The sequence below is a fragment of the Streptomyces seoulensis genome (assembly GCF_022846655.1).
Lineage (GTDB): Bacteria > Actinomycetota > Actinomycetes > Streptomycetales > Streptomycetaceae > Streptomyces.
Genome location: NZ_AP025667.1, coordinates 4,730,924 through 4,744,646 on the forward strand (window position 1 = coordinate 4,730,924; position 13,723 = coordinate 4,744,646).

15 protein-coding genes and 1 pseudogene are annotated in these 13,723 nt (G+C 70.7%); 9 read left to right on the forward strand and 7 right to left on the reverse strand.

Annotated features, from left to right (window positions below; translation table 11 throughout):
- The first annotated feature begins 37 nt into the window (after positions 1 to 37).
- The 8 genes and pseudogenes from HEK131_RS21735 (at position 38) to HEK131_RS21765 (ending at position 4,779) form a co-directional block, all read left to right on the forward strand.
- The gene (locus tag HEK131_RS21735; protein ID WP_244336671.1) at positions 38 to 1,288 is read left to right on the forward strand and encodes an acyl-CoA dehydrogenase family protein; all 1,251 of its coding nucleotides are present in this window, start codon (positions 38 to 40) and stop codon (positions 1,286 to 1,288) included.
- 196 nt (positions 1,289 to 1,484) lie between these two features.
- A complete protein-coding gene (locus tag HEK131_RS21740; RefSeq protein ID WP_244336673.1) occupies positions 1,485 to 1,934 on the forward strand; it encodes a helix-turn-helix domain-containing protein in 450 nt (149 codons plus the stop codon).
- A complete protein-coding gene (locus tag HEK131_RS21745; RefSeq protein WP_244336674.1) occupies positions 1,931 to 2,536 on the forward strand; it encodes a hypothetical protein in 606 nt (201 codons plus the stop codon). Before HEK131_RS21740 ends, HEK131_RS21745 begins: the two co-directional genes overlap by 4 nt.
- Complete coding sequence (locus HEK131_RS21750; protein ID WP_244336676.1) at positions 2,536 to 3,111, forward strand: DUF6624 domain-containing protein; 576 nt, start codon at positions 2,536 to 2,538, stop codon at positions 3,109 to 3,111. Before HEK131_RS21745 ends, HEK131_RS21750 begins: the two co-directional genes overlap by 1 nt.
- Positions 3,108 to 3,329, forward strand: a pseudogene (locus HEK131_RS30355) (helix-turn-helix domain-containing protein); the annotation flags it as partial. The gene HEK131_RS21750 and the pseudogene HEK131_RS30355, both read left to right, overlap by 4 nt.
- 102 nt (positions 3,330 to 3,431) lie before the next feature.
- Positions 3,432 to 4,007: a Scr1 family TA system antitoxin-like transcriptional regulator gene (locus HEK131_RS21755; RefSeq protein ID WP_244336677.1), complete on the forward strand. Its 576-nt coding sequence runs from the start codon at positions 3,432 to 3,434 to the stop codon at positions 4,005 to 4,007.
- A 103-nt stretch (positions 4,008 to 4,110) separates the two neighbouring features.
- Positions 4,111 to 4,560 (forward strand): DUF6082 family protein, encoded by a 450-nt coding sequence (locus tag HEK131_RS21760; protein ID WP_244336679.1) that lies wholly within the window; start codon positions 4,111 to 4,113, stop codon positions 4,558 to 4,560.
- An 81-nt stretch (positions 4,561 to 4,641) separates the two neighbouring features.
- Entirely contained in the window at positions 4,642 to 4,779 is a 138-nt protein-coding gene (locus tag HEK131_RS21765; RefSeq protein ID WP_244336681.1) for a hypothetical protein, read from the forward strand.
- 25 nt (positions 4,780 to 4,804) lie between these two features.
- Here HEK131_RS21765 and HEK131_RS21770 read toward each other — a convergent pair whose 3' ends face one another.
- From HEK131_RS21770 to HEK131_RS21800, 7 genes are all read right to left on the reverse strand, one after another.
- Positions 4,805 to 5,545 carry a hypothetical protein gene (locus HEK131_RS21770; protein WP_244336683.1) on the reverse strand — a complete coding sequence of 247 codons (741 nt, stop codon included), beginning with the start codon at positions 5,543 to 5,545 and terminating at the stop codon, positions 4,805 to 4,807.
- Positions 5,538 to 6,407 carry a nucleoside phosphorylase gene (locus HEK131_RS21775; RefSeq protein ID WP_244336685.1) on the reverse strand — a complete coding sequence of 290 codons (870 nt, stop codon included), beginning with the start codon at positions 6,405 to 6,407 and terminating at the stop codon, positions 5,538 to 5,540. Before HEK131_RS21775 ends, HEK131_RS21770 begins: the two co-directional genes overlap by 8 nt.
- Positions 6,404 to 8,185 carry a radical SAM protein gene (locus tag HEK131_RS21780; protein WP_244336687.1) on the reverse strand — a complete coding sequence of 594 codons (1,782 nt, stop codon included), beginning with the start codon at positions 8,183 to 8,185 and terminating at the stop codon, positions 6,404 to 6,406. Before HEK131_RS21780 ends, HEK131_RS21775 begins: the two co-directional genes overlap by 4 nt.
- Before the next feature lie 17 nt (positions 8,186 to 8,202).
- Complete coding sequence (locus HEK131_RS21785; protein ID WP_244336688.1) at positions 8,203 to 9,414, reverse strand: metallophosphoesterase; 1,212 nt, start codon at positions 9,412 to 9,414, stop codon at positions 8,203 to 8,205.
- A gap of 61 nt (positions 9,415 to 9,475) precedes the next feature.
- Positions 9,476 to 10,669: a DegT/DnrJ/EryC1/StrS family aminotransferase gene (locus HEK131_RS21790; protein ID WP_244336690.1), complete on the reverse strand. Its 1,194-nt coding sequence runs from the start codon at positions 10,667 to 10,669 to the stop codon at positions 9,476 to 9,478.
- The gene (locus HEK131_RS21795; RefSeq protein WP_244336692.1) at positions 10,666 to 11,520 is read right to left on the reverse strand and encodes a sugar phosphate isomerase/epimerase family protein; all 855 of its coding nucleotides are present in this window, start codon (positions 11,518 to 11,520) and stop codon (positions 10,666 to 10,668) included. The genes HEK131_RS21790 and HEK131_RS21795 overlap by 4 nt, the downstream gene beginning before the upstream one ends.
- 69 nt (positions 11,521 to 11,589) lie before the next feature.
- On the reverse strand, positions 11,590 to 12,099 hold the full coding sequence (locus tag HEK131_RS21800; RefSeq protein WP_244452102.1) for an RpiB/LacA/LacB family sugar-phosphate isomerase: 510 nt from the start codon (positions 12,097 to 12,099) through the stop codon (positions 11,590 to 11,592).
- Between the two features lie 603 nt (positions 12,100 to 12,702).
- Between HEK131_RS21800 and HEK131_RS21805 the strand changes: the two genes are divergently transcribed.
- The gene (locus HEK131_RS21805) at positions 12,703 to 13,596 is read left to right on the forward strand and encodes a glycosyltransferase family 2 protein (RefSeq protein WP_244336694.1); all 894 of its coding nucleotides are present in this window, start codon (positions 12,703 to 12,705) and stop codon (positions 13,594 to 13,596) included.
- Positions 13,597 to 13,723 lie beyond the last annotated feature (127 nt).

Genomic DNA, 13,723 nt, shown 5'->3' on the forward strand with positions numbered 1-13,723 from the left:
GCCGTCCACCGTGCGATCTTCACCCAGGGAGAGGGACATGACGGTCCAACCCACCGAACCGCCACCCGCGCTCGGCCCGTACCTCACCGACCAGCACGAGGCACTGTGGAAGGAGGCTGACACCTTCGCCGCCGAGTACATCGGCCCGCGTATCGCCCGCGTAGAAGCGCACCCGGACCGGCTCGATCGCACGCTCGCCAAGCTCATGGCCGCCCGGCGCTGGTTCGCCGTCGCCGTCCCGGCCTCGTTCGGTGGCCTGGGCGGTGGGCACCTGGACAAGCTGATCCTGAATCACCGGATCTCCCGGGAATTGGCGGCGGCCGGGGCCATCCTGCAGGCCAGCCAGATCCCGACCACCGCGGTCACCATGTGGGGCACGGCCGAGCAGAGGGCCTGGTGGCTGCCGCAGGTCGCGGACGGTTCGGTGCTGCTCTCCATCGCCTCCACCGAGCCGGAGGCTGGCGGGCACATCGGCGGGATCGAGACCGTCGCCGAGCGCGACGGCGACGGCTGGGTGATCACCGGCAGCAAAGCCCACGTCGGCAACAGCCACCTCGCGGGCGCGCACCTCGTCATCGCCCGCACCGCCGAAAGCGGGGTCCCGACGAGCGCCGCACTCACCGCGTTCCTCGTCGAGTCCGGCAGCAAGGGACTCACCCTCGACCGCCATCGTCGTGGTCTCGGTCTGCACGGCTTCTCCTTCGGCCAGGTCGGCCTCGACCGCGTCCGCGTCCCCGATACCGCGCGCGTCGGGGAAGTCGGCCAGGGCTCGTCCGTGGCCCAGTCCGCCAGCATCCTGTGCGGCCGCTCGAACATCAGCGCCGTCAGCCTCGGCATCCACGAAGCCCTCGTGGAGGTGACCAGCCACAATCTCGCCCACCGTTCCCGCTACGGCCGTCCCCTCTCCGACCAGCCGGTGGTCCGGGGGCGTCTGGGCGAGATGCAAGGACGCCTCCTCGCGGCTCGCACGCTCGCCTATGCGGCCGCGTTCCTGCTGGACCAGGGCCGCAGTTGCGACGCGGAGCTGATCAACGGCAAGTATCAGGGGCACGCCGCGATGATGCGGACCGCGCAGGACGCGATGGAGCTGCACGGTGCGACCGGGCTCACCGACCCTGTCCTGACCCGCCTGTGGCGGGACGCCCCCCACACCTACGCGCCGGCCGGGACGGGCGAGGTCCAGCGCCTCCGCCTGGGCGACGCGGCCCTTGGCGAGGACGACCGCAGTTGGTCCGAACACCTCGCCGCGCTGAACGCCTGGGCGCCCGCGGACCCAGCCCCCGCATAGACCCCCGTGCACGGCGGATCCCACATCAGGGAGGTCACACCACCGTGCACGGGCCACGCCCTGGAGCTGGCCCCCCTTCCGGGGTCGGCTCCAGGGCTCCCACCAGATGCAACTCGCGCAAGATCTCCCGTGCGCGGCGGCCCCTCCTGACAACCGCCGCGTACGGGTCACCCTTCACAAGACCTCAGGTAGATCGATGACCACCACGAAGCCGGCACAGCTCACCCCGCGCGAGCAACGGATAGCTCCGTTCCTCGCGCGCGGCCTGCGCGACACGGAGATAGCCCCTCAGATCGGAATCGCGCCAAGCACGGTCCGGTGGCACCGGACTCAGATCCGCAGGAAACTCGGCTGCCCGACCCACTCCTACAACGCCATCCTGGTGCACCATCTGCTCGCCGGCGGGCACGCCGAGACACCCATCATTGGCACGCCCGCCCCAGCGCTGAACAAGCGGGAGTTGCGGCTGATCCGCGCGGTCACACGATGGAGCAGGCACCTGGCCATCGCGCGGGGAGCCCGGATTCCCCCGGGCGACTACAACGTCGCGCTCGGGACGCTGCTTGCCAAAACCGGTGCGGCCGACATCACCGAGCTCGTCATCCGCGCCCACTCCTGGGACCTGCTCGGGGGTGCGAGCCGATGAGCGCTGCGAATTCCCGGCCCCTCCGCGACCAGGAGCTGACCGGCACTCCGGGGTACGCGGCGTACGAGATGCGACAGCTCCGCACCGAAGCCGAACGGGCGGAAGCCGAAGCCCTGGTCACCGACAGACACATCTGGCTGACCCGCCGCCATCGGCCATGCCCGGCGGCCACGAGTATCGCGTCGCGTTTCCGCCAGGAGCCGGCCGCCGTCGGCATGTTCGAGAATGGAGGGCGGCTGGTCTGCTGCCTCGTCCTCGACCAGACCCCGGCGGAAATCTGGCTCCGACACGTCTACTCCGCCCCCGGCAGCACGAGCAACGGCGTGGCACGGCTGCTGACGCTGTGGGCGGCGGACCACGCAGCCCAAAACGGTCTGGCGCACGTGCATGTCGAGGCGCTGCTCGCCGAGGGCATCGGCACGCCCAGCGTGTTGATCACCCGCTACATCACCTACCTTCACGAACTGGGCTGGACCACCCTCAGGATCAGCAACGGACCGGTCGGAGCGCGCGTCGTCCACCTGCGCGTGCCCGCGAAGCGGCGTCCCGCCATCCAGCACCTCGTCCGCTTCGCCCTCCCCGTCGAACCGAGCGACTCGTGATGCATCCGCCGCTCCAGCCGTTCCTCGCGCGCGAGTTACTCGCCCGCGCAAATCAGGCCGCAGACCGCTGGACCCGCCACGTCCGCGACGACCTTGACGGGATCCTCCTCGGCCAGGGCCGCCACCAGGACTACGCCTCGGGCAAGATCCTCAGCCGCGTCGTTGGCGAGTATGGCTGGCCCGGTCATCGCCTCGTCGGCCCCGACGCCGCGCGCGCCGCATGGCAGCTCGCCATGCACGCCGACGACCAACCCGGCTTCCAGCACGTCGCCGCCCTCCTGCTACGACGAGCAGTCGACGCGGGCGACGCCCCGGCGCACCAGTGGGCCTTTCTCCACGACCGGGCGCTGTTGAACAACGGTGAGCAGCAAGAGTTCGGGACACAGTGCCACCTCGGCCTGGACGGGCCGCAGGCATACCCGGTGCGTGACCCGGTCCGTCTCGATGACCGCCGAGCCGCGGTCTGCCTGCCGCCTGCGGTCGCCGCGCTCGCTGAGCTGCGCGAGCAGCTGGTCGTGTCTCCGCACGAGGTCACAGAGACGATCATCCTGACCGCTCTGGCGGATGCCGCATGAGCCCCGCCGCACGCCCACCCCTACGGACACGAGTAGCGCCAGCGCCGATCGAGGTCGTCCTGGCCGTCTACCTGCGAGCCGTCCGCAAAGCCGCAGGGGCCACGCTGGACGACGCCGCACAGCGCACCCGGACCTCGCTCTCCACCGCCAGCAGATGGGAACACGCCGCACCTCCCGTACCTCTGGCGGCCCTGGAGACACTCCTGCGCTCCTACGGGGTGTCCCCGGCGGGCATCCCCGGTCTCCTGCATGCGTACCCGCTCCGTCCCCACAGCCAGCCAGACCTCGCCAGCCACCCGCAGTGGGATCAATGGGCCGACGTGGCCGGCAGCGACGCGGTCGCACGATACGCAGCCGTCGCCCGGACCGCGACCGAGAGCGTGCACTACACAAATGCCCGCATCCCGCCCGCCTTCCGTACGCCCCTCTACCGCGGCGTCGTCACAGCCTCCGCCCCGACGCCGGACGAGCCCGAAGGAAGGAGATGGGTCATACCTCCGTGGCTCGCCCACGTCCCCATCCCGCCCGGTCAGCGCCTGACGCTGATCCTCGACGACACCGTGTTACGCCGCTCAATCGGGGGCCCGAAGGTGATGGCCGAGCAGCTGAGGCATCTCATGCACCTCATGGACCACCCCCGGGCGACGAGCCCGGTGACCATCCGCATCGCCCAACGCGGGTACAGGACGCCCGCGAACAGCGAGGTAGCCGAGTACACCGTCCACGGGCACCGGATGATCGCCGGCTGCCGCTTCCTCCCCCGGTACGAGGCGCGCTCCGAAGACGCCCGCAGCGTGCAAGAACGCCTCCGCGACACCGTCCAGCGAGCCCAGGACCACGACGTGTCGTACCGGCTGATCAAGCAGGCCGCCGAGCGGTGGGAGGCAGCCTCATGATCCCCGTAAGCCTGCTCGCCCCCAAGCCCCGGCCCGACGCCGCCCCTCCGCAGTCCACCGCCCCGAAACGTTCTCACTGCCCGCGGCAGAAAGGGACCTTCGGATGAAACCGTCTTCTGGCCTCGTACTCGCCGCCCTCGGCGTCGGTGCCCACCTCCTCCAACGCGAGCGCCACCAACGCCAGCACCACGAGGCCCTGCTGGCACGCATCCAGCTCGACTGGCTCACCAGCCTGATCACCCATCCCGAGCTGGCCGAACAGTGGAAGCCCGAGGGCCTGAGCGCCGCGGAGTACGTGGAGCTCCTGAACGCCAACAGGATGCTGTGCGCCATCTCGCTCAGGCACCGGCTGGGCTTCGCCGGCGCCGACGCGCTGCGCTTCTTCGCCGACGAGTTCATGAGCCGGGAACCCGGCCGACGGTACTGGCACCGCTTCGGCGCCCTCCGGGAGAGGGAGGCTCAGAGCAGCCACGACCCGTACGGTCTCCGCTTCAACCGCGCGATGAACGTGGCGTACGCGGCACACACGGAAACGGCCCACCAGGACGCGTAATCCCGCTGCGTCCCCGGGGCCCACCCTTCGGACGCAGCCCTGTCAGCGGCACGCGCGCGAGCCTGCGCGCGTGCCGGTCCAGTGCACAACGTCGCAGGTCTCTCGCTGAGCCGTGAGGACTCGCCGTTCGAGGTGGACGAGTATGGGCTGCGGCTGCACGGTGAGCGGGTCGGCATGGTCGTCGGCAACGAGGACGACGACGCCGTACGGGGCTACTGACACAACGGCACGAAGATGCTCACGCTCAACTCGAACCAGCGCTCCCAATACGTCGGGTGCACGTGCTGCCGCGGTCGGCGATGAGGCGGTGGAGTTTGGCGGCGACCGAGGCGGCGGTGCGGCTGGCATCGTTGGTGACGGTGGGCCAGTGCAGCTCGGTGGCGAGTGCGCGCAGGCCGGTGGCAATGCGTTCTGTGAAGCATCCGAAGCCGTGGGGGTCGTGGCTGAGGTTGCCGGTGTGGTCGAGGTACGGGTCGGGACAGCCGGCAGCCCGGTACCAGGCGGTGCGGTCCTCCTGGGCGGTGTCGATGTGGACGGTGAAGCACTGCGGGTCGGCCGGGAGGAGGCTGCGCTGCCAGGCGGTGAACGCGTGCTGCTGCTCGGGACTGTGACCGTGGTAGATGGCGGCTTCGACGCCCAGGCGGATCCAGGTCTTGTCCCACCAGCTCTCTGCGATGACGATCTCGCCTGCGGCGATGGCGGGGGCGATCTGGGCGTGCAGGATGGATCGGTACTGGACGGCGGCGGCGAGGCTGAGGTGTTCCCAGCCGGCGTCGGTGGCGTCGGCGGAGCGGAACAGGCGGTCGACGGCGCGGACGAGGTCGGCGTGAGCGTGGTCGCCGTCGGGCAGGGCCCGGTCGATCCTGCGCACGACCCGGCCCGTGCTTAAGAGGGCGGGCACGAGGTGGTCGACGATCGTGGTCTTGCCGGAGCCGTCGGCGGCCTCAATGACGACGAACAGGCCCTTGAGTGGATCTTCAGCCACGGGGCTTCGCCTGCTCCCTGTCGTGGTCGTCCATCCCCGTACCGATCGGAGCGTTGTCCGGGGGCGGGCCGTGCGCGGTGAGGGCGTTGAGGGCCGCTGTCAGAAGTTGCCGTAAGGCGTTGCCGGTGTGGGGGGAGTCGGTGCGGGGTGCTCGGTTGACCAGGCAGTCTGCGATCGCGAACGCGGCGGCGACCGGCAGGTGACGGCGCTGGCCGACGGCGAACGCCCCGGCCGCTTCCATCTCCACGGTGAGGATGCCGTGCCCGGCGTACAGGACGGCTTCGGTGGTGCTTTCGCGGTAGAGAGCGTCAGTCGTCCAGGACGGTCCCGTGCTCCACGTCGCGCCGATGGCGCTCAGCTCGCTGCTGAGCGCGGTGGTGAGTTGCGGTTCGGGGTGGGCAAAGAGGCTCGGCCGCAGGTAGTGACCGGAAGTTCCTTCCCCGCGGAGCGCCTTCTCGCACAGCACGATGTCGCCCGGCCCGAGGGTGGGGATGAGGGAGGCGGCGGTGCCGATGGAGACGATCGCGGGGACGCCTAGCGCGGTGAGCTGCTCGATGACGAGCGCGGTGGCCGGTGCTCCGGCGCCGATGCCCGAGCACAGGGCCACGTCGTGATCGCGGTGGCGCAGCAGATGAAGGTCGGCGCTCGACCACCCGGTAAGAAGCTGGGCGTCGGGGTGGGCGGCCAAGGCGTGCCGCAGCAGGCTGTTCTGGTGGACGAGGACGGCGCCGGCGAGGTGGGTGAGGGTGGCGCCAGTATGACGGGTGCGGACGTAGAAGGCGTGCTCGGCCGGGTCGATCGCCGAGGGCAGGCGGTGCTTGCCGGGCAGGGCGGTGCGCAGCGCCGGGCGGTGGCGCGTCACGCGGGGATCGCCGTGCGTGCGTGTAGGGCGGCGGCGAGCGTGCGCTCTTGCTCGGGGTTGACGGTGTTGATGACGTGCCAGGGCAGGAGCGCGGTGTCCATGGTGCGCAGGTGCTGGTCGAAGGTGAGGCCGTGGAGGGCCAAGGCATGGTCGAGTTGTGCCTTGGTGAGGTGGGTGAAGTCGGTGCCGGCGTCGTGGAGGTGTTCGAGGGCGTGACCGACGCGGCGGTCGCCGCGGCCGCACACGGCTTCGAGCAGCAGCCGGGAGTGCTCGCCCCACAGAACTCGGAAGCGGTCGTGGGTGGGGCCGGCCAGGTAGGTGAGGCGGTCGCGGATTGCGGTGACCCACCCGTTCACGAGGTCGGGGTCCGCCATGGGCAGACGCTGGCTGACGGTGCCGGGCTGGGGCATGAACTGCTGCAGTTTGACGATGACCGCGCCGTCCGGGCGGCCCAGGCGCTCGAAGACGCGCAGGGCGTAGTCGGCGATGGCCAGGCGCTCCGCTTGTGTCTCGCCGGGGGCGCCGACCATGAAATACAGCATGACGGTGCCGAAGTGCGTGGTGGCGCGGCACAGGTCCAGGGCGCGCCCGACCTTGGCCTCGTCCATCGTCTTACCGAAGAGGGAGACGAGGTTGTCGGCGGCGAACTCGGGGGCGATGGTGATCACGCCGCGGGGGGCGTCGAGGCTGAGTTCGGTGAACAGGTGGCCGGGGTCCAAGTGGGCGACCGTGTCGAGGTATCCGGCGGTGACCTCGTCGGCGCGGACCGATCCGATGATCACGCTCACGGGCTCGGGGGCGCGGTCGGCGTAGGCGGCGATGCGGTCAAGGAGCGCGTCGCGATGCCGGTACTGGGTGAAGGTCGGGGAGCTGATGATGATCTTCCGTATGCCGTGCTGCTCCAGGGTGTCGACGTAGTCGGTGAGCTGTTCGATCGGGGCGTTGCGGAAGGGCGGGGTGCCGAGGGTGCACATGTGGCAGGAGTGCTTGCATCCGAGGTTGGCGATGATCAGCGCGCAGGTTCCGTCGCTGATCGGCGAGGTGAAGTGCGCGGGTCCGAGGTCGCGGGGGGTGAGGTACTGCGGGCGAACGGTGTCGGGGGCGGCAGGGGTGCGCGCGTGGATCGCGGAGGTGCCGCCGCCGGGCAGTGAGGCGTGCTCGTAGAGAGATGGGACATACAGGCCGGGGATGCGGGCGGCCTGTTCCAGGAGCGCGGCACGGGCGCCGTCTCGATGCTGGTGGACCAGACGGATCAGGTCGAGGAAGGAGCGCTCGGCCTCGCCGAGGGCCACGATGTCCAGGAAGTCGGCCATGGGTTCGGGGTTTGCCAAGCCCCCGCTGCCGCCGACGACCAGGGGATGGCGGCCCACGGCGCGGTCGGCACTACGCCGCGGAATGCCAGCGACGTCCAGCAGGCGCAGCACGGAGTGCAGGTCGCCGGCGTTGGTGACGCTCACGCCGACGATGTCGGCGTCGGCGACGGGGGTGGGGTTCTCGATCGAGCGGTACGGCTCGCCGTCAGGGGTGCGCAGCCGGTTGGCGTCGGCGACGAGGCACTCGTAGGCGAGGGCTCGTTCCGCGATGGCCGGGATGTCGGGGTTCCGGTTGACGAGGTCGTATAAGGCCATGGGTCCGGTGGCGAGCAGGCTGTAGGCGTGCTGGTAGGGGGAGAGGAACACCACGCGAAGGTCGTCGGGGCGGCGAGGGCGGGTGTAAGGGCCGTGGAGGTGAATTTCGCGGCGGCGGATGCGGTCGGTCTCTCTGGCGATTGCGGTCACGGGCTTGTCCTGTCGCGTCAGCGGGAGTCGGTGAGGGGCGAAGGGGCGAGGACGGCGCGCAGCGTGTCGGCGACCATGAGTCCGGTCGGCTGCGGCTCCCCGGGCAGGAAGGTCTCGGCGATGTAGTCGCTGGTGAGGACGCGGCGCGCTGTGGCGGGGAGTGTCTCGGGCCATGTGGCGATCGGGCCGGCCAGATGCGCGGCGGTGTGATGCCGGAGCCAGGCGGTCCAGTCGGCGGGGGCGTCGGCGATCATCAGCTGGTTGGCGAAGGGTTCCAGGGCGAACAGGTCGGCGGCAGTGAGCGTGGTGCCGAGTCGGGCTGGGCGCAGTCCGCTGTCGGAGAGGACGACTGGCAGGTCGTGTTGGTGATGTAGGCGGCGGGCGACAGCGGTCAGGAGGGCGTGGCGGTCGGGGGTGGTACGGGCCCAGGAGGAGGAGATGGCGCCGAGGGGTTCGGTGAGGCGCGCCGACAGGCGGTCGATCGAGGCCGTAATGTCGGCCAACTCGGTCGGGACGCTGCTGCGTTCGGGCAGAGCGTGGTGGCCGCCGCTCCAGCGCCTGTCGGGGTGGAGTTCGGCCTGGGCGTAGCCGCGGGCGTGCTCGCAGCCCTTGAGGACCAGGGCCTTCCCAGCGGTGGTGGGGCCTCGGGCGCCGCTGTGGCAGTGGCCGGAGAAGACCAGGTCGAGGTGGGGCACAACGTCGGCGAGGGCGAGGTCGTGGTCAAAGCCGGCGTGGCTGAGCAGCACCCACGTGTCGACGTCGGCAGTGGCGGCGGCCAGGCGTTTGAGGGCGTGTACTGGATCGACCAGGCGGAGGCCGGGGCGCTGGGAGACACGGATCGCGTCGAACGCCTCGGGGCCCATGATGCCGGTGACGGCGGCGCGCCGGCCGCCGATGAGGGTTCGGTAGAGGGTGTGGAACGCGGGGCTGCCGTCGGCGCGCGTGATGTTGGCGCACACGGCGACGCGGTGCAGGTCCTGGTCGCGCAGGTAGTTGACGAAGCCATGGTTGCCGGGCACCACGACGTCGTAGAGGCGGGTGAGGATCTTTCGTTCGACGGCGCCGCCGCCGAGCTGGTGGTAGCCGGTGCCCTCGAACCAGTCGCCGGCGTCGACGACCAGGTGCCGCTGACGGGCCCGGTGGAGGTGGGCGAGCAGCGCGGGGGCGCGCTGAAGGCTGGAGTGGACGTCGGTGGTGGCGGTGATACCGGTCAGCGGCCGGGCTGTCATCCAGGTACTCCCCTCGGGGGTGGGACCAGGGCCGGGGCGGGCCCGGCCGGTGCACGCGTCCTCAGGTGCGGGTGGCGGCCGCCGTGCGGACGGCATCGCCGATCGCCTCGGCGATCTCGCGGTTCTCCGCGTCGCTCATCAGCGGGTGCAGGCAGGGGTGCAGCGCTCGGTCGGCGGTCCGCTTGGCAGCCGGCAGGTGCTGCCCGGCGGTCGCGCGGGCGATCAGCTCGTGCCCGTGCGGGGTGGGCCGCTCGCCCGTCAGACTGCCGACGCCGTGCCGCCCGGCGAGCAGGCGGCGCACCTCGTCACGCCCTGCCGCGCCCCAGTCCTCGGGGAGCAGCACGTTGTAGAGGTAGTGGGTGTGGGCACGGCCGATACTCGGCGGCAGCACCAGCCCCGGGATACGGAGGTCGCGCAGATGCTCGGTGCGCTGCTCAGCCAGGTGGATCCGGCGGTCGTTCATGTCCCGCAGACGGCGAAGCTGGACCAGTCCGACGGCGGCCTGGAGTTTGGTCATCTTGAAGTTGCTGCCCAGCAAGCGGCCCTTGCCGAAGCTGCGCAGGCGGCGCAGCCGCACGGCCAGGGCCTCATCACGCGTTGTGATCATGCCGCCCTCGCCCAGGGTCGTCATCCCCTTCTTACTCTGGAAGGAGAAGACGCTTGCCCAGCCGGCGCGGCCGACCGGCCCGAGGTCGGTCTCCGCGCCCACCGCGCGGGCCGCATCCACGACGATCCGGGCGGGGCCGTACTCAGGGTGAGGGTGGCGCTCGGCCAGGTCGAGCAGCGGCTGCAGGTCCGCGACTTGGCCGTTCATGTGGGTGACGAGGATGGCCCGGGTTCTGCCAGTCAGGAGGCGGGCGACGTGCTCGGGGTCGGGATTGAACCCGCCGGGCGACGGTTCAGCGAGGAGGAGGCGGGCGCCGGCGCGCAGGACGGACAGATGCGGGCCAACGAAGTTAAGCGCGCCGGAAATCACCTCGTCGCCCGGTCGCAGGTCGAGGCAGGCGAGGACCTGGTCCATCGCGGTGCCAGCGCCGTTGTAGGCGATGGCGAACGGGACCGCGGCGTGCGCGGCGAAGGCGTCCTCGAACGTCATCTCCTGCGCCTTGGCCCGGAAACCGGTGCGCCAGTCGGCGGAATCGGTCAGGGTCTGCATGACCGCGTCGATCTCGTCCTGGGTGTACCAGCCGCCGAGGGCGGGCTGTTCCGGCCAGCGCAGTGCCGTCTCCGAGACGTCGGCGCGGGCAGTGGTCACGGCCGGCCCCCAGCGGGGGCATGGCCTGCGCGGTCAAGAACATGGTGTGCGGCACGGTAGGCGACGCGGGCGGCGTCCAGCGTGGGCATGGCGTGCAGGTCGGGGTGCTTGACCTCCACGCTCACCGGTCCCGTCCAGCCCCAGGCAACCAGCTCGGCCAGGAGCCGGGGCAGGTCGATGACGCCCTCGCCGGGCAGTACCCGGTGCTCATCGCGCAGCCGCTCCGCCTCGATGCCGGCCGGGGCGTCGTTGAAGTGCACCCACAGCGGCATCTCCGGTGGGATCTGCTCAAGGCCGGGGGAACCGGACAGGTGCCAGTGGTAGGAGTCGATCAGAGGACCGACGTTCGATCGGCCCACCCGGGCGAGCACACCGAGCGTGCCGGACAGGGTCCGCACGCCGTTCTCCGGCGGATCGCTGGGGCGCAGCCCCATGTACTCGACGCAGACGTTCAGGCCGCGCTCGGCGGCGAGATCGGCCACGGCTCCGATGCGGTCCTCGACCTCGGCCGGACCAGGGATCGGAGCGCCGGTGTCGTCGACGTGCGGCAGGACGAGCGTGCCGCTGCGAGCCCCGAGGCCGGCGGTGAAGTCCATCGCGGCCGGGGTGCCGGTGACGGCCTGCGCCCAGCGGGCGGTGTTCCAGCCCAGGCGCAGGTTCCACCCGGCGTGCCAAGGTCCGAACCCATCGGCGTCGAGCAGGTTGATCAGGGCGGGGTCCTGGGCGAGGGCGGTACGCCACTTGTCGGCGGATAGTTCGACGTGTCGGAAGCCGGCCGCGTGGGCCGAGCGCACTGCTTCGGCGTACGGGCTGCGCTTGTTCAAGGTCGAGCGGGTGATGGACAGCTCCATGCCGGAGCCCCCCCCTTTCGGGTGCGGATCGGAATGTGGGCCGCATGGCCCGAGCGGTCTCGACAGCGTTCAGGCCGGCCGGTGATCCCGGGCATGCTCGAAGTCGGTGATGGCAGCAACCTTCACCGCGGCGGAGCAAGCGGGATCGAAGCGGTGGGCGAGCCAGACGGCCAGCAGCTCGCGGGCTGACTCCAGCGGGACGATCTTCTGCCCCAGGCACAGCACCTGGGCGTTCGTGTAGCGGACGGCATGCTCGACGCTGTAAGGGTCATGAGCGGTGACGGCGCGAACGCCGCGCACTTTGTTCGCTGCGACCGCCATGCCCATGCCTGTGTGGCAGACCAGCAAGGCCCGGTCCGCGTGCCCCTCGGCAATCAGCCGGGCGGCGGCGAAGGCCGCGTCCGGATAGGGCGGCGGGGTGCTGGGCGTCAGGTCGATGAGGGTTGCGACGAGCGGATGGAGAGCAAGGTCGGCGGCCAGTTGACGCCGGTGGAGCGCGCCGGCCGCGTCCGAGGCCACCACGATCCGCAGCCGCCCCGGCAGCGGTACCGCCACGGTCGCCGCGTTCCGGACGGTCATCGCGGACAGTAAGCCCGCAGCCGAGGCAGCCGGGTTCGTCGTGGACTGCATACGAGGCTCTCCCTTCGGGCGCGCCCGCTGCGCGAAGTGCACGCCGAGCCGGCGTGAGGACAGGGATGGTGCGTGGCGCTCCGGTCAGGGGCGGGAGCAGCCAGCCGATCAGGGCCGGCCATGGCGGTGTCGACCGGCGGCGGTCTTCTCTCCACCCGGGGTCCAGCGTCTGGCGGATCGAAGCTCTCACAGTGAACGACGCCGTCCCGCTCACCGATAGACACGAGCGGACACGACCCTGTTCATCGCGTTCGTGATCACCAACCAGCCTTACTGATCATGAACAAGATGAACGGCTTCACCGGCGTCAGGCCCTGTCGCTGCTTGTCACAGGGCTGTTCACTGGGATCACCGGAATCTCGTGCAGCCGGGCATCCCATGCGAACGGGAGTTCTTCTCGCTGACGACCTGGAGCCGGCCCGCCAACATCAGCACAGAAGCCGACATCGCAACCAGTATGGTGGGCCGTAGAACGACACGAGGGAGAGCAAGGTGGCTGACTGGCTGGCAGCGAGAGCCACCGCGGACCCGCAGCGTGATCCCGGAGCCGGCATGAGCGTCCCCCCGAAGCTCGCCCAGGTCGATGCGGTCGTGCTGACCATGAACGACCGGCCGGAGGAGTTCCCGAAGGCCATGGCCTCCCTCCTCGCCCAGCAGGGCATCGACCTGCGTGTGGTCATCGTCGGCAACGGCTGCCACCCCGATCACGTCCCGGAGGGTGTCAAGGTCGTCACCCTGCCGGAGAACGTGGGCATCCCCGAAGGCCGCAATGTCGGAGCCGCCGCCCTCGCCGGGCCTGACGCGGGCGAGTACCTGTTCTTCTTCGACAACGACGCCGTTCTGCCGACACACGATGTCCTGGCCCAGCTCGTCGCGCAGGCCCGTCGCCACCCCGAGGCCGCCTACATCCAGCCGCGCATCAGCGACCCCGACACCGGTGTCACCGTCCGCCGGTGGGTGCCCCGGCTGCGGGCAGGTGACCCCACCCGCCCCGGAACCGTCACCACGATGGCGGAGGGCGTCCTCCTTGTCCGTCGCGAGACTTTCGACCGCGTCGGCGGCTGGCCGGGCCACTTCTTCCTTTACCACGAGGGATTCGATCTGGCGTTCCGTATCTGGGACGCCGGTCACACCGGTTGGTACGCCCCCGAGGTGATCGTCCACCACCCGGCAACGGACCCGGCCCGCCACGCCTTGTACATGCGGCTGGTCGCGCGCAACCGTGTCTGGGTCGCCTACCGACGTCTGCCGGCGCTGCTGGTCCCCCTCTACATCGGGGCCTGGATCGGCATCACCAGCTACCGAACCCTCTCCTCGCCCAGGGCGCTGGCCACCTGGTTCGTCGGTCTGTGGGAGGGGCTGCGCGGCGGTCACGGGGAGCGCAGCCCCATCTCCTGGACCACCGTATGGCGGTTGACTCGCGCGGGACGCCCGCCGGTGCTCTAGACACGAGGCCGTGAACATGGCTGAGCATCAGCAGGCGAGGACGATCGGTCGGCCCGCAGCATCGTCGGTCCGAAAGTCTGCGGAGCGTCGCGGCGATAGCGTGGACGGGCGCAGGACAGGTGCACTG